The sequence below is a fragment of the Dysgonomonas sp. HDW5A genome (assembly GCF_011299555.1).
Lineage (GTDB): Bacteria > Bacteroidota > Bacteroidia > Bacteroidales > Dysgonomonadaceae > Dysgonomonas_A.
Window position 1 is genome coordinate 3,636,793 of the sequence record NZ_CP049857.1, and the last position, 17,287, is coordinate 3,654,079.

The 17,287-nt window shown below is 38.0% G+C and carries 10 protein-coding genes; 2 read left to right on the plus strand and 8 right to left on the minus strand.

Going from position 1 to position 17,287, the window contains the following annotated elements:
• The first annotated feature begins 13 nt into the window (after positions 1-13).
• Positions 14-2,515, plus strand: coding sequence for a glycoside hydrolase family 2 TIM barrel-domain containing protein (locus G7050_RS15035; protein ID WP_166116897.1), 2,502 nt, complete (start codon positions 14-16; stop codon positions 2,513-2,515).
• Positions 2,516-2,609: 94 nt separating this feature from the next.
• Here G7050_RS15035 and fucP read toward each other — a convergent pair whose 3' ends face one another.
• The 4 genes from fucP to G7050_RS15055 all read right to left on the minus strand — a co-directional run bounded on the left by fucP (position 2,610) and on the right by G7050_RS15055 (position 8,154).
• A complete protein-coding gene (gene fucP, locus G7050_RS15040; protein ID WP_166116899.1) occupies positions 2,610-3,947 on the minus strand; it encodes an L-fucose:H+ symporter permease in 1,338 nt (445 codons plus the stop codon).
• A gap of 3 nt (positions 3,948-3,950) precedes the next feature.
• Positions 3,951-5,417, minus strand: coding sequence for a rhamnulokinase family protein (locus G7050_RS15045; protein WP_166116901.1), 1,467 nt, complete (start codon positions 5,415-5,417; stop codon positions 3,951-3,953).
• 7 nt (positions 5,418-5,424) lie between these two features.
• Positions 5,425-6,069 (minus strand): class II aldolase/adducin family protein, encoded by a 645-nt coding sequence (locus G7050_RS15050; protein ID WP_166116903.1) that lies wholly within the window; start codon positions 6,067-6,069, stop codon positions 5,425-5,427.
• A 297-nt stretch (positions 6,070-6,366) separates the two neighbouring features.
• Positions 6,367-8,154 carry an L-fucose isomerase gene (locus tag G7050_RS15055; protein ID WP_166116905.1) on the minus strand — a complete coding sequence of 596 codons (1,788 nt, stop codon included), beginning with the start codon at positions 8,152-8,154 and terminating at the stop codon, positions 6,367-6,369.
• Positions 8,155-8,372: 218 nt separating this feature from the next.
• Between G7050_RS15055 and G7050_RS15060 the strand changes: the two genes are divergently transcribed.
• Positions 8,373-9,230: an AraC family transcriptional regulator gene (locus G7050_RS15060; RefSeq protein ID WP_166116908.1), complete on the plus strand. Its 858-nt coding sequence runs from the start codon at positions 8,373-8,375 to the stop codon at positions 9,228-9,230.
• A gap of 80 nt (positions 9,231-9,310) precedes the next feature.
• Here the strand turns inward: G7050_RS15060 and G7050_RS15065 are convergent, their stop codons facing one another.
• The 4 genes from G7050_RS15065 to G7050_RS15080 form a co-directional block, all read right to left on the minus strand.
• The gene (locus G7050_RS15065; RefSeq protein ID WP_166116911.1) at positions 9,311-9,706 is read right to left on the minus strand and encodes a hypothetical protein; all 396 of its coding nucleotides are present in this window, start codon (positions 9,704-9,706) and stop codon (positions 9,311-9,313) included.
• A gap of 134 nt (positions 9,707-9,840) precedes the next feature.
• Positions 9,841-12,135, minus strand: a complete 2,295-nt coding sequence (locus G7050_RS15070; protein WP_166116913.1) for a DUF5703 domain-containing protein — start codon at positions 12,133-12,135, stop codon at positions 9,841-9,843.
• A gap of 359 nt (positions 12,136-12,494) precedes the next feature.
• A complete protein-coding gene (locus G7050_RS15075) occupies positions 12,495-13,928 on the minus strand; it encodes a sialate O-acetylesterase (protein WP_166116915.1) in 1,434 nt (477 codons plus the stop codon).
• Positions 13,929-13,930: 2 nt separating this feature from the next.
• Complete coding sequence (locus G7050_RS15080) at positions 13,931-17,284, minus strand: glycosyl hydrolase (protein ID WP_166116917.1); 3,354 nt, start codon at positions 17,282-17,284, stop codon at positions 13,931-13,933.
• Positions 17,285-17,287 lie beyond the last annotated feature (3 nt).

Below are 17,287 nucleotides of genomic sequence, written 5' to 3' on the forward strand. Positions count from 1 at the left end.
TAAAGAATTAGATATGAAAGTATTCTGTGGGCTTATTTTGATTTTTACTTTATTGTCTTGTTCAACTCCCGAAAAGATACGGGATAGAGCAGACTTTACCGAGAATTGGAAATTTTATCTCGGAGATGATGCTTTGGCTAGTCAATCTCAATACGATGATTCTCAATGGAGAGTATTGAACCTTCCGCATGATTGGAGTATCGAATCCGATTTTTCGTTATCAAATCCCGCTACACCCGGCGGAGGAGCACTTCCCGGTGGAATCGGATGGTATCGTAAGGAATTTACATTAAATAAATCGTCACAGGGAAAGACCGTTTATATCGATTTTGATGGTATATATTGGAATAGTACAGTTTGGGTCAACGGTCACTTATTAGGAGAGCGTCCCAATGGATATATATCTTTCAGATATGATCTTACGCCATATTTGAAGTTTGGTGAAAAGAATACGATTGCCGTAAGAGTCGATAATTCTCAGCAACCCAATTCGCGTTGGTATTCAGGTTCGGGTATATATCGCAATGTTTGGTTGGTAACAGTAGATCCTGTTCATGTCGATTATAACGGTACGTATGTAACTACACCTGTAGCTTCTAAAGATTCGGCAGAGATAAAGATTGTCACAAATATTCGTAATGTAACTGATACATCTCAGGCAATAGAGCTTTATTCTATTTTAGTGGATGCCGACGGAAGAGAGGTTATTCAAGTAAAGGCTCCTGCAAATATTGCGGCTTCGCAGGTCGGAATTACTGAACAAGTTTTGAAACTGCAACAGCCTCATTTATGGTCGGTCGATGATCCATATATGTATAAAGTAATTACCCGAATAAGCCAGGATAGTAAAATCATTGATACTTATGAAACACCCATTGGTATACGCTTCTTTTCGTTCGATAAAGATAAAGGATTCTTTCTTAACGGCGAATCCGTAAAAATAAAGGGTGTATGTAATCATCACGATTTGGGGTGTCTGGGATCAGCCGTAAACACAAGAGCAATAGAACGGCAGTTGGAAATTCTGAAAGCAATGGGTTGTAACGGTATACGAACTTCTCATAATCCGCCTGCCCCTGAGTTACTCGATTTGTGTGACAAAATGGGTTTCATTGTTATGGATGAGGCTTTTGATATGTGGAGAAAAAAGAAATCACCGCATGACTATTCTCAATATTTCCCCGAATGGCACGAGCGTGATTTAACAGATCTGATTCTTAGAGACCGTAACCACCCTTCGATATTCATGTGGAGTATTGGAAACGAAATTTTGGAACAATGGTCGCATATAGATGCTGATACTTTGGATTTGCAACAGGCAAATATGGTATTGAATTTTGCCAACACGTTGGATAAGAAAACAATTCCATCAAAAGATTTACATGTAAACTCTCTTTTAGCTTTAAAATTAGCTGATATTGTAAAAGAGCTCGATCCAACCCGCCCTGTTACATCGGGTAATAATGAGACAGAGCCTAGTAATCATATCTTCCGTTCGGAGGCTATGGAAATTATCGGATTTAATTATCATGAGAACAATTGGGTAAATTTCCACGAAAAGTTTCCCGATCAAAAGCTTATCATAACCGAGTCAACTTCGGCACTCATGTCCCGCGGATATTACATAATGCCCTCGGATAGTATGAATATCTGGCCCGAACGTTGGGATAAACCATTTGACCGACCTGTACATCAATGCTCATCGTATGATAACAGCCATGTGCCTTGGGGTACAACTCACGAAGATACTTGGAGAATGGTGAAAAAATACGATCATATTTCGGGAGTATATATCTGGACTGGTTTTGATTATCTGGGTGAACCAACCCCATTTTGGTGGCCATCACGCAGTTCGTATTTCGGTATTATCGATTTAGCCGGTTTTCCGAAAGATGTGTATTATATGTACCAAAGTGAGTGGACAGACAAAGATGTATTGCACCTCTTCCCTCATTGGAATTGGCAAGAGGGACAACTCGTTGATGTTTGGGCATATTACAATAATGCCGATGAAGTAGAGCTTTACCTCAATGGGCAATCGTTAGGCAAAAGGACTAAAAAGGATGATGAATTTCATGTATGCTGGCGGGTTCCGTTTAATAAAGGGACTTTAAAGGTTGTATCTCGCAAAAACGGAAAAGAAGTTTTATCAAGAGAAATAAAAACAGCAGGTAAACCCGTTTCTATTCGTTTAACAGCTGACAGAAATAGAATAGCAGCCGATGGAAAAGATTTATCTTTTATAACCGCTGAAGTTGTCGATGCAAAGGGTACAGTTGTTCCTACAGCCGATAATTTAATGAAGTTTTCGCTTGAAGGTAATGGTGTTATTGTTGGTACTGATAATGGAGACCCCACAGATTCTTTATCATTAAAAAAGCCCGAAAGAAGGCTCTTTAGTGGCAAAGCGGTAGCTGTGGTTCAGTCTACTAAAAAGGGAGGAAAGATTGTATTGAAAGCAAGTTCCGATAATCTAGAAAGTAGTTTTATTGAAATTAGTTCCGAAAGAAAATAATCAAAGAAAAGAGCTTGCTATGAATGAAGAGAGGATATCTGTAAGGGATATCCTCTCTTTTTATGAAAAAATGCTTTCGGTTTTATAACTGTAATTATTGTTTTACCGAACTTCCGAAAAATCCAAAGAAAGATATGTAAAGAAAACAAACTAAAGGAACAATAAAACCAATGCTCATATTTGTTTCTCCTATCAGTCCCATTAATGTGGGAGCAATAGCTCCTCCTACTACCGTAAATACTAAGATCGAAGAAGCGGTCTTCGTTTTTTCGCCCAAGTGTTTTAATCCTAATGCAAAAATAGACGGGAACATGATCGACATAAACAAATAGCTGGTGATTAAAGCAATGAGACCAAAACGTGTATGACTCGTCATGGTAACAATCATAAGTAATGTATTAATAAGAGCAAAACTACCTAACAGTATTTCTGGTTTTATTTTCTGCATGATCATACTACCCGAAAATCTGCCTATTGCAAATAATGTCATACCTCCAAGACCTAATAAAAGTCCGGCTTGCATCTCATTTAATTGCAAAGCTTGTATTTCGATAGTATAGTTGATAAAGAAACTGCCAATACCTGTTTGAGCTGCAACGTATAAAAACTGAGCTATAACAGCTAATACGAAGTGACGTTGGCGTATCAACGGTCTGTTCGAAATCCGTTCATTATTGAGGTTTGCAGTTGCATCGTCCGAACCTTTTTCAGGTTTAATCTCAGGAAGTTTTACAAATATAAATAGTAGCAAAACCAACAATACAATTGTGCCTAACCCCACATAAGGAGCTACTAAAGCTGAATTATCGGTCATACTTTCGTTTACAGATGCTGTAATATTCTGAACCTGTTCTGTAGCTCCCAAAAACACTTTTTTTACAGCCTCAATAAATAATTCGAAAATAGATTTTTCGGACTCATTGTTAAAGATGAGTATCGATCCGACAAGAGGTCCTAATATCCAACCGATAGCATTAAAGGTTTGAGCCAGATTTATTCGACTTGCTGCCTTCTCGGGCGATCCCAATACAATGGTATAGGGATTGGCTACTGTTTCGAGGCATGTAAGACCGCAAAAGAGGATTAGCAGACCTATGAGAAAAGCCCAAAAGGTATTAATACCTACTGCGGGTACAAACCAGAATGCTCCTGCTGCAAAGAGAGTGAGTCCAACTATAATGCCGGCTTTATAACCAAATTTACGAGCTATAATTCCGGCAGGGATAGCCATTACGAAGTAAGCACCATAGGCGGCTGCTTGTACAGCTCCCGATTGTGCTTTGGTAAGGGACAAAGAGTCCTGAAAATGTTTATTTAAAACATCTAGTAAGCTGTGTGCAAATCCCCATAAGAAAAACAGGCTGGTGATTAGGATAAATGGAAATAAATAATTTACTCCATTCTCTCCTGTAAACATCGAGTTCTTTTTCATATTTTATACAAATAAGTGTTTTACATTTTCCGCAACATCTAACCATCTTTGGTTATCTTTGGGATAGTACGATTTAAGGATAAAGCTATTCTTGATAATTTCATGCCCTTCGTGCCAGTTTTCTACAGTTTTATCAGCAATAGCTTGCTGCATAATGTTACCAATAGCAGTTGACTCAGTCATTCCCGTTGAAACTACAACATTCAAAGCATCTGATGTATATTGGTTCAGCAGATCATTTTGACTACCTCCTCCCACAACATATAATTGTTCGATATTCCTGCCCGAGCATTCTTTAAGCTTTTTCACTACAAAATGATACTTCAATGCCAATGATTCTATAACACACCTCACAAATTCTCCTTTATTTGAGGGAACTGTCTGATTATTATCAGCACAGTAAGTTTCTATTGCTCTGCTCATAGATGATGGATTCGTAAATATCGCATCGTCAGGATTTACGATACTTTGCAGTGCTTTTGCCTGAATAGCTTCCGATAGTAAATATTCATATGAGTATTTCTTTTCGTCTTTTTTCTCCCATTCGGCAATTAACTGCTGTAAAAGCCAAAGACCAGTGATATTCCTCATAAAGAGGATTTTGCCGTTTACTCCACCTTCGTTGGTAAAATCGTTGTACATAGCTTCGGCGGTGAGAACAGGTTCATCTGTAAGCAAGCCTAACAAAGACCATGTACCCGAACTAAGAAACGCCCAATTATCGCCGTCTGCCGGAATAGCTCCTATTGCACTGGCTGTATCATGAGAACCAACAGAAAATATTTTTGCATTTATGGCTCCTGTTTCTTCTGCTATCGCTTTTGATAGATTACCAATAATTTCTCCCGGTTGAATAATCTTTTCCATGACAGAATATGGCAACTCCAGTTGACGAAATGTATATTCGTCCCATTGACGTGTTTTTGCATTTAATAATTGAGAAGTAGAAGCTATTGTATATTCATTCGCTGCCACTCCTGTCAGGAAATAATTTATAAGATCGGGGGTGAAAAGTAATTTATCGGCAGAGCATAACGATGGATCGCTTTTAGAATAAAGGCTGTATAATTGAAAAAGAGTATTTATTTCCATCTGCTGAATACCCGTACTTTCGTATAGATATTCTTTTGAGATATTTTGCATAACCTCTTTTGCCATACCCGAGGTACGGCTGTCACGGTAGGTAACAGGATTGGAAATAAGATGCCCTGATTTATCTATAAGACCAAAATCGACTCCCCATGTATCAACGGCTATACCTTTGAGGTTATATCCTTTTTTTACGGCAAGAAATATACCTTGTTTTATATTTTCAAATAAAGACAAGAAATTCCAGTACAGAGTATCTCCCAACCGTACAGGCTTATTCTCGAATCGATGGACTTCATCCAAGCAAATTCGGCCGTCAACAATAGTACCAACGATGGCACGTCCACTGCCTGCACCTAAATCTAAAGCCAGATATGCCATAAGTGCTTTATTTAGATGTCTTTCCTAAGATATATTTATCAAGATCGTCTATTTCTTGTTCCGTAAGAGTTAAATAGTTACCGGCACCTGCATTAACAATTATCTGACAAGCCAATTCTATAAATACTGCTTTTTGGAAAGCGTCATCAAAATCTTTACCGCAAACAACTTGTCCGTGCTTGCTAAGTATGGCTGTGTCGTGATTCGCGAGTGCTTCCGTTACAGCTTTTGCCAATTCGGGAGATCCCGGTCTGTGATAATCTACAATAGAAATTTCGCGACCGCAATAACATGGTACTTCGGCAATAACATTAAAGTTGGCCGGTTTATCTTTCATACATGAAACTACTGTAGCATATTGTGACTGAAAGTGTAGAACAACATTAACATCCTTTCGGTTGCGTAACACTCCTAAATGGAATGAACTTTCCATAGATGGTTTAACTCCTTGTATAGGCATTCCGTCGGAAATACGGCATGCTGCAATTTTGTTTTCGGTCAAACGAGGCAACCAGGAGCCTGTTCCTGAAACCAATGCTATATCGTCTTCTACTCTCCAGGATATATTTCCACTGCTGCAAAGTTGTAAGCGTTCTTTTCCTACTCGTTGAGCTTGTGCAACAAATTCCGCAAAATGTTTATCTGTAATCATGGTATATTTTAATGTATTTATGTTCGGGTAACAGCTGTAGTTCGGGTTTGCAATAGGGGGCACTGTATAATAAGAAGTAATTTAACGTATGTTGAATTACACCTTATACAACTATCTATTGTTCCTTTTATATAACTCCTTATATTCTTTGTGAATAGATGAAATCTCCCAGCTGTCGATCCGTACGGCTAAAACGAATAAACGTAATGTTTATTCGTTTTAGTGTATGGTTACTATTGTTTTAAGTATAATTTAACAGTAATGTTTATATTCAGTGTCAAAAAAAGGTTTCAGACCTTATTTGTAAAGAGGTCCGTAAGTTTGACAGGCACGATAATCGGCACCTTCTTTATCCATGCCAAAGGCATTCCATACAGCAGGACGGAAGACATCTTCTTTATCGACATTGTGCATCGAAACCGGAATACGAAGCATGGATGCTAAAGTGATTATATCTGCTCCGATATGGCCGTAACTTATTGCTCCGTGATTTGCTCCCCAGTTGTTCATCACAGAATATACGTCTTTGAAGTTCGAATCTTCTGTTAAACGAGGTACAAACCAAGTTGTAGGCCATCCCTTATCAGTTCTGTCGTCTAATATTTTGTGGATTGCAGGGTCGATGTCTACTGTCCATCCTTCAGCTATTTGAAGTACAGGACCAAGTCCCTTGATTAGGTTCAGACGAGTCATTGTACAAGGCATACCTCCTTTGGTAAGGAATTTGGAAGAAAAACCTCCTCCTCTGAAATATTCTCGGTTGGCTGGCATCCATGTGGTAGCATCGAGACAAGCTTTAGCTTCTGCTTCGCTGATATCCCAGAATGCTTTCATGGCAGGATTGCCATCTTTGTCTGATTGTTGACCGGAACCGTCTAATGTTGCAGCACCCGAATTGATTAAGTGAATCATTCCATTAGCCGCTAGACCTTCTAGTTTTTTTCCTGTAACACGTTCTACCGCGTCAGGACTCCAATATGTACGAACATCGGCAAATATTTGTGCCGTATTGGTCAGTAAATAACTGAATAGCATCACAGTTCCGTTCAAAGCATCATTTTCGGTTGCCAACATATAAGGAGCACGAACACCTGTCCAGTCGAAAGACGAATTAAGAATAGCTTCGGCAAAGTCTCCGTTTGGATAAAAATCTGTCCATTGGCGTTGTCCTTGAAAGCCTGCTGCAATAGCATTGTGTCCAAGGGCTTCTTCACCGAAACCTAATTCTTTAAGTTTAGGATTTCCGACCATTAAATCTCTGACGATAATAGCCATTTTAATAACGAATTCCCAGTCTGCATCTTTTCCTGCTCTGTCTTTGGCGAGGTCTTTTCGGTTAATAATATCTTCGCCTTCTTTACAATTTGCTTTAGCCCAATTGAGAGCTTTTTCGTATTCTTCTTTATCGTATATTCCTTCGGTCATACGGCGTATGATTTCGACTTCGTCGATACCTTCGCAACGCATGCCTAAATAGTCTTCAAAAAAATCGGGACTTACAATCGAACCGGCTATACCCATACACACAGCACCAATCGACAGATATGATTTACCTTTCATTATGGCTACTGTCATTCCTGCACGTGCAAAACGTAGAAGTTTTTCAGTAACATCTTTAGGAATGGTAGTGTCGGAAGATTCTTGTACATCATGACCATATATGCCGAATGCGGGTAATCCCTTTTGTGCATGTCCTGCTAAAACAGCTGCTAGATATACAGCTCCGGGACGTTCTGTTCCATTAAATCCCCAAACAGCTTTAATCGTATGCGGATCCATGTCCATCGTTTCGCTACCGTAACACCAACATGGGGTAACGGTGATCGTAACGCTTACACCTTCTTTTCTGAATTTTTCGGCACAAGCAGCACTTTCGGGTACACGTCCTATGGTTGAATCGGCAATTACACATTGTACAGGAGTACCATCGGGATATTTAAGGGTCTTACTGATTAGTGCAGCTACATTTTTAGCCATGTTCATGGTTTGAACTTCGAGCGATTCGCGTACACCACCCATACGACCGTCTATGGTTGGGCGTATACCGATTTTAGGCCATTCGCCTTGAAATCTGTTTTTCTTCATGATATTATTATGGTTAGATTAAAGTAAGGTCTAAGACCTCTTGGTTATTTCATACTACTGATAAAGCAAATATATATTTAATATCTGACGATGCCTTTCACTATTTCGACGGAGAAGTAGTATAATATCGATATTGTGTTTGGCGTATTATCTGTTATTGATTAAATATAAGTATATTTACATATTACAGGTGTGATATTAAAACGACATGTTGTCATATGCTTAAATCGAATGAAGAACTTAGTCTTATCTTATTAAATGTCGGTTATTCGGAACTGAATGCCAATTGGAACTGGAAGAATGTATGCAGTCCTTTTGCCCGTATATATTATGTAAAAGAGGGGAGAGCCAAAACAAAAATTGGTGACAAAACTTATTTGCTGGAGCCTGATCATTTGTATTTAACACCTCCGTTTACTTTGCACGATAATGAGTGCGACAGTTATTTTTCGTTGTACTACATCCATTTTTACGAAAAGGTTATAAATAAAGAATCTATATTTGATACGTATGATTTCCCGATAGGTATAAAGGCTTCCTTGCTGGATCTATCATTAACACAGCGATTATTAGAAATAAATCCCGATAGGTACTTGCATCATTTTGATCCTCAGTTATACGATAACCCGCCTATATTTTCTCAATATATTGCCAATAACAATAAGATGCCTTTACATTCGAGTGTCGAAACACAAGGTATTTTATATCAGCTTATGGCGAAATTTCTTGAACTGATAAAAATGAAATCGAATAATAAAGATATTCGAATAAATAAAAGTCTCTTATACATACACGAAAATATAGATAAGGATATTTCTATCGATCAATTGGCAGATATTGCCTGTATAACCGAAGATCATTTTATTAGGTTATTCAAAAAGGAAATGAATTATACACCTACTAAATATATCAATTTGAAGAAGATGGAAAAGGCTCAACTTTTTTTACTTACAACAAATTTACCTATTCGAAGTATTGCATTCGATTTATCAATAGATAATATTTCGTATTTCAATCGTATTTTCAAACAACATACAGGAAAAACACCAACCCAATATAGAGAGGAATATAAATAGATAAAGAAGAGGGTTTTATTTGCTGTTTCTACTAAATACTACAATATATAGTATAATTAATCCTTAAAAGGAATACACATTTATTTGAGCAGACTCTTTACAAGATCGAAGTCCTGCTTAAAGAAAGCATCATACACCCTTGCTACAGAATCTAAACTCTTGGTTTCAATTGTTATAACTTTTCTTCTTTTAAAGATACCTGATGGCGAACAAACTAATCCGACCATAAAATATGTATTAGAGCCATCATCTTCTCCATAACCAGAAACAAAAAGGTCGTAACCGGAGTTTTTATCTACAACAGTTAATGTTGGAGAACATTGAAGAGCTCGATTAGCTTTTCTTATTTCATCTAGCCAGGGAAATTGACTTAGTTCATTTATAAAACTCTGATAATCAATTGCACCTTTCTCTTCAAATGAGTCTGAATCTTTATTATCGCCATACTGAACATTCCAATTAAAAGTGGGTGTCATTATTTTAGTATTTTGGTTTGGTTTATTATCAGAACAAGATAGTATAAATAATAATATAAATGTAAAAAAAAAGGGAATATAGATTATTCATGTATCGTTGTTTTAGGTTATATATTAGTTCTGGCTATATGATTCTAAAAAAGTTGAATTATATCTTTCCTCCTGCTTTCGGGGGTTACTTTCAACAACATAATTTCTCCGTTTTCAAGTTTACATTCTATTGTTGTGTTATAAGGTGCATGCAGTTTGAAATGTACATCCCATGATTTATCCCATGCCGGAAGAAGTAGTATTTTCTCCCCATCTGTTTGGAGTAACATTTCCTGTAAGGCAATCATACCACTTCCTCCCCAATTGTGATCGGGAGTCCAGTCATAACCAGGTCCCCAGAAAGCCGGGAAACGTGTTTCTGCACTTTCCAGCTTTTTGATGAGTAAATCTTTTGCTTCATCTATTAAGCCTAATCGTGCCGCCCAAATAGCGTCTTGTTTCCATCCCACATGACTCCTGAATTTAATAACATCCTTATCGTATTTCCAAGTGTTCAGTGCAATATCTAAATTAGGTTTACCTATACCATAAATTCCCCAAGGAAAAACGGGATATAGTTGTGGTGTTTCTACATTATTTACCCTTTCCCAAAGCCATGCAGGTGAAATAGTGGTATGCCCATCAATTTTCTGTGTGTGAATTTCTGGTATACGCTTTAGAAATTCAGTAAAATAGTTTTTTGCAACAGTATCAGATTGTATTTCGGGTAACTCTAATAATCGGGAGCTAACCGTTAGCAGTGCTGCGATTGTAGATGTAGCATTGTAAGCCATTTTATAAGTTTCGCAAGCTGATCCCGGATAAAGAACGAGTTTTCCTTGCTCATCCAAAGTTTTACGCCCCCGTTGTCTTGCCAGATATTGATAATGCTCGTCAAAGAACTGTAACGTGCTTTCGATTAAGGGTATATACTCCGAAATATCTTTGCCTGTATATTTTTCTTTCTCTAGTATCATAAAACAAAATTCGAGAGCTGTATCCCATTGATACTCTAGCCAAGCATTGTATTCCATTCCTTTATCATACGATTCGGGGCGTTTCCAACCATATTCACTGGGGTTGGGCAACCCGAAATTTTCGATTTGCTCTGTAAAGCATGCCCCTCCATGTCCCCAATAGGTTTTACTTCGTAATTCGGCAGTGGGCAGGATGCGATTATAGAAATCGAACTGTGATTTCATCATATCTATATCACCACTTTTCAGCATGGGGAAATATACTAATCGTTGATTTTGTGCAGTATGAGTTCCTCCTCCCCACTTACGGAAATCAGGTGTGAAATTTAAAGTACTATCGGTATGCACAGGATCATACGTAAATAACCCTCCATTGAATTTAGTAGGATATTGTCCGTACGCATTACAACCCAACATATAACGGAAAAGCTGATAGTTACGGGCCATTTCAAAGCCTTTATCATCTTTCTTATCGGATTGAATGTGGATAAAGCTTCTATTCCAGAATTCTTTCCACCAAGCTATGTTTTTCTTCAAATCGGAAATAACAGGTTTATCTAAAGCCGATTTCCAATCTGCAATATTTGCTGTTTGTGCGGTATATAACTGTATCTTTATTTGACTGTTTTTAAGAGGTCTTTCACTCTCAAGTTTCCATGTTTTGTAATCGGTATCTGCATATATTCCATCTGAAATACCATTTGCCTTATATTCCTTTGCTGTGATTACTCCTCCAAAGGTTAGATTTTCCAGAGGATTGAATATTTGAGATTTTATGGCATCTAATCCTTGTTGTTTAACTGTAGCATCAAAAACCGTTTCTCCGGAATTGCGATGATAGAAAACGATTGTATTTTTATCGAAGTGTATGTCATCTTTTCTTGTTACTAAATCTTTTGGAGCAGCCCATTTGTAGGAATTCTGATTACTTTCATTTTTTCGTAATAACCTATCCTGATAGCGCCAGTTTTCATAAAAAACTTCTGTCTTTAAATTTTGATTATTGGAAATATCCACATTGATAATCGGATTAAAAACATCTGCCCAAATGCGAATATCGGATGAAACCGCCTTATTTTTTCCTTTTATAATAATATGCCCTTCTTCAAGTTTTAACTCCTGACTAAATTCACCTCCATCAAATGGATTAGGTGTAAGTCGTATACGTATACGTCCCAATTTCAGTAATGTATTATTCTCATCAAAAGTTCCACTTCGGGAAAAGTAAAAAAGTATATCACCATTTTCTACCCAGACATTCATACCGACGTCTCCGCCTCCGCAAGGCATACTTTCGGAGGAATTGTTGCTTTGAGTATTCCAGACGATATTATAGTCGGAAATATTCTGTGCCATTAATTGAATGCCACAGAATGTTAGAAAGAGTACAAGTGGAATAGAATATTTACTGTTATATCTCATAGTTATAATTAGCTATAGTTCTGTTTAAAATCAATCGGGAGTTGAAAACTTCTACTATAAGGTTTCATTCGTTACAAAAAGTAAACAAATTAAGTGACAGAAGTAACTGGCAAATGACTAAAAAGTGTCACTTTTGAATGTCTTTCAAATGTCTGTATATCAATAATTAAATAAATAAAAGGTTACAAAAGTGACACTTTTTTACTGATTTGTTTTTTCTTGTTTATTTTTTTCGATTCGGGCAAACACATAGGTCAGCCCCTATTATGATTTGTTGACTGTTTATTGTTCTTACTATAGATAAACTCAATTACTCGCATACTTGCCAAATCTATAAAAAGGTCAAGGCCTTAAGTTTTTTATTCGTCCCAATTGTCGCTTCTAAAAGAGGATAGGGGGAATCCTTCGGTACTGAACAAGTCACCTACTGCAAAGTCTTTGAAAGCGTATCGTACCGCAACAGGCTTACTCACCTTATCGGAAGAAACTTCTACTTTGCTGCGCTTAATTTCTGCTTTGGCCGGATAGAAAACTTTGTCGGCTCCTGCTATTTCGAATTGTTTTAATTCCTGTCCATAAGCTGTGAGCCACATAGGTGCGTTGTCAAACGAAAGTATAGCTTTGTTTTCCTCAATTACCATTTCTTTGAAAGTTGGACTTTCATAAGCAAAACCTGTCATTCCATACGTTTTTCCCAAAGCCATCATCGCAAGGCGTTCGCCTCCCACTTTTTTATCTCGGGGATGAATGCACTTTTCTTCTCCTATATCCATTAATACAACCATTCCCGAATTGGGAATTATTTGCGCCGACTTATACTGTGCTTCTCTCAAAAAAGCAGAATTAAATTTACCTCCTTGCTTTTCTATAGGAGCAATAGAAGCATAATTATAAGGTGCTATCTGGCAAAAATAAAAAGGAAATTCTCCTTGCCTCCATATTTTACGCCATTCGCTGACCATCTTTTCGAAAAGTAAAGGGTATTGATCGGGGCGTTCATAATTAGATTCTCCCTGATACCAGATACATCCTTTAATTGTATATCCTGCTATAGGATTAATCATACTATTGTAAAGCATTATTGGTGTTCGGTTAGGTATTTTGGTGTCTTCTTCAGATGATGGAAGTTTTATATCATCAAAACCCGAAAGCATATCTTTACTCATCCATGCCTCAATTGTGGAGCCTCCCCATGCAGAGAGAATCAATCCGACAGGAACATCCAGCATCTCATTTAATAATTTGCCGTAATAATAGCCTGTTGCACTGAATTCTTTAACCGTTTCGGGAGTTGCTTCTGTCCACTCTCCAATAATATCATCCTGAGGACTTAAAGATGATGCACGCTTAACAGTGATTAAACGTATGTTTTTATTTTTAGATCTTAAGATCGCTTCATTGCTTCCTAAAATAGGTTGATTTTTAAATCCCTTCATGGGCATTTCCATATTCGATTGTCCTGAACAAAGCCAGACTTCACCAACAAGCACATTATTAAAAATGATGTTACTTTTATTATCAGATATGGAGATGGTATACGTTTGATAACTTCCTGCAGGTGTTGGTATTGTCAGATTCCATTTCCCCGAATTATCAGCTTTAGCCGTATATTTTTGTTCTGACCATGAGGGTGAGATACTTACGGTTAGTCCTTTGTCTGCCCATCCCCATAATTTGACTTCGGTATTTTGTTGAAGCAACATGTTATTGCTAAATATGGCAGGCAGTTTAAGTTCAGCATGTAATGCCAAAGCTATTACAAATAGTAGTAGAAAAGAGCTTATCTTTTTCATAATTAATATTTTATTCTGTTGATTTTTACAGTTCCGATAATTCCGCTTTTAACCAGATTTTTTTCAGTAAGTCGATAGCGGGCATTTGTCCATATTTTTTGGCTGTCATTTTTCTCCGCACCAAAATTTTCATCACCCATTATGCGGTTTGCCCATGTATTAGCAACTGATATTTCGAGTGTATTGTTTCCACTTTTCAGAGCATCAGTTATTTCCACTTTATATGGTTTTGTCCAGATGATACCGCACGATTTCCCGTTTACTTTTACTTCAGCCAGATTATAAACTTCTTCTAATTCGAGATAATAACGTGTTTTTTTATCGGCAGTCAATTTAAAATTATTTTGATAAACTGCGGTTCCTGAATAATAACGAATTTGCTCGTTTTTATGTGTACTCCAATCAGTCAGTTTGTTAAAGATAACAGGCTCTTTCGCTCCTCGTGATTTTTCATCAAATTGTACTTGCCAAGGGGTATTAATCACAATAGGAGAATGTATCTCAGTTACTTTCATCTGATTTTTTATTCGGTCAGTCGGAGTCTTTAGTACTATGAATACCGATTCATTAGCGTCTAGTGATAAGGAAACATTTGTTCTGTTGTTTTCAATATTCCACTGAATATCGGTTGCGATTTCACCCGTTACAGGATTCCATCGTTCGGGTATTTTACCCGAAGCACGTAACGAAACTTCAAATTGTCGAAGTGTATCCAGTTGGTTCGATATAAAATAAATATCAACTCCATTACCTTGCCTGTGAGTGTAAGCAACATCTTTAGCGTATTGAGTCGAGTTATTTTCTTTTACAATAAAGTCTCGTTCGATTCCTATTTTATCGAAATTTTCCTCCATATAGGGCAGGTTCATTGTACGAAAATTATTCCATGTTATATGATCTTTCTTTTCTTTATAGTTCAATGTTTGAGAAGGAAGTTCTCCCATCAATATAGTTGCTCCCTGTGCTGAGAGTTCATTTATTTTATGAGCTACCTCTGTTGATATACGCTCGGGATTAGGTTGCATAGGATGTTTTCCTGGAATAACTAACGCAGCATAGCTCATGCCATTAGAAAGTATAATGCGACCATTTTCTACTTTTGCTGAATTAAGAAGTACATCGGGATTAAAACTATCGTATTGATATCCTCTTAACGGGTTTACCCAATCTTCGGAACCTGTTATGTTAGAGGAATGATTTACTCCTAAAGGCATTTGACGGGTAGGTTCGCCCACATTGGCAAGGCGTACTTTTTCCTGTTGCACTTTTTCTTCTCCAAAAATACCCGGTAAGAAAGGAACTAATCTATCAGGAAGTAAAGCCCGGCGAGGAAGTTCTTCTCCTGTGAAAACGGCAATATCTATTACAGGTTTTCCAAATTGTAATAGTGCCTGACAGCGTTGTGCATAGTCTACCCATGCTTTTCCCAATTTCCACCACGTTTGGTCACGTTGAAAATATAAACCGATACCATCTAAAGTCATACCGGGTTGACGGTCTAGCCATGGATTCAGTACATTTACATGATAGCTCAAGCGGTTTATACCCAATGCATAATGTCTGTCTTGTAAAGATTTAAGCATGGCGGGATGCTCATCAAACATGGTACGGAGTTGTGTAAATGCTTCGGCTTGAATGATATTCTTTCCATAGATGTGTCCTCCTGATATAGCATCAAGTACATCGTTTGGTTTGTCATGTGTAGGGCTTTGCAACCAATATTCACCCATAGGGAGATCGGTGTTTTTATAATGCATCATTCCATCGCTCATCATGGTAGGTGATACACATTCGGCACTGAATTGACAGCCCTTGGCATTGGCTTCCTCTTTCAGTACTGCATAAAATTTATCTACGACCAATTCTGATATCGTTTGCCGTATATCGTATAATATTCTTTCTGATGTTTCGGTACTTTCTATCGGAATACCTGCCATAACAGGCAGATATGGATATATGTCGTACCCTCTGCGTTTTTTGAATTCATCCCGAAAGTTAGACGACCAGTTTTGACTGCCACATTCCCAACTGTCAACATGGAATACTTTCAATACACGTGAGGCTAAATCTTCACCGGCTACCTCTACAGCTTTTCCAAACCATGAATTAAATTGTAAACGGATGGCTTCGGGATTAAACTTGTCGCATTCCAATCCTGCTCCTTTTCCGCCTGTAGCATTGGTATGACCTGTTGATGTATGCCCTATACGGAGCATTGTCCAATTTCCTTTGGGGGCTTTCCAATTCAGTTTTCCGTCTTTATCCAGATATTGAGTAATATCAATTATTTGTTTAGGATCAACGCACAAGTCTGTTGTTATTTGCTCGTTGGTTGTACGTGGACTTACTCGCCATGCTTGTGCACTCTTCCCTTCGTATTGATGTATCTGTGCTTCGGATGATAACCAAATGCTTTTTATTTTGAGAGACTGTTTCCATTTCGCAGCATCCAAATCCTCAGAGCCCGGTTCTGTTCCCGATTTATGATACAAGAAACGAAAATAACGAGCTGTTGTAGTGGGTATGCTATTCGTCATCGGAAAATCGTCGTTTTGCCATCCCTGACGTGGAGGTTCTAATTGTACGATTTTGCGAAAATTTACACCATCATCACTGGCTTCAATAGTAAGACGTTGTCCTTGGAAGCTTCGAGGTGGAGCTTGTACCTGCACGCTTCGACAAGTGAAAGGCTTATCAAATGCGTATTGTATCCAACAAGGCGATTCGCTGCGAAAAGTACCATCGCTGTTTTTATCTGCTAAAAACTGAGGATCAATGTCAGGAACATTAGTCGTTACTTTGGGTATGATCGTTTCTGTTGAGATACCTTCACCCTGTGGGGTCGGATAGGCGAATACGGCAATGTCTTTATAATACCCTTGGTAGTTTTCGGGCTGGGGAAGTAATAAGTCAGTTATAGTTCCACCTTTTACATTTGCCTTACTCCAGACTACTTTTTGCATGGATAATTCGGGTGTAATCCAAGGGCCACCTGCAAGGGCAAATCCGTCACAAATGTGGAAACCCAATTTCACACCTACACGGTCGGCTTCTTTAAAAGCAAATTCTACCATTTCCCACCAAAGGGGGCTGAGTTGCTCTACTATAGGCGTAACAAAAGGCTTTTCGGGAACTCCTTTTATAGGCATAAGGTATGCACCTGCAATACCGACTTCTTTCATCGCCTCAATATCGGCTGTGATTCCTTCTTTTGAGACTGCTCCTTGCATCCAGTACCAGAACACCCACGATTTGGACTCTTCGGGAGGCGATGTCCACAATTGAAGCAAGTCTTGTGCGTAGCTTAGGTTTAAGCTAAGGCAAAACAGTAAACAGATTGATAATATTTTTCTCATAAT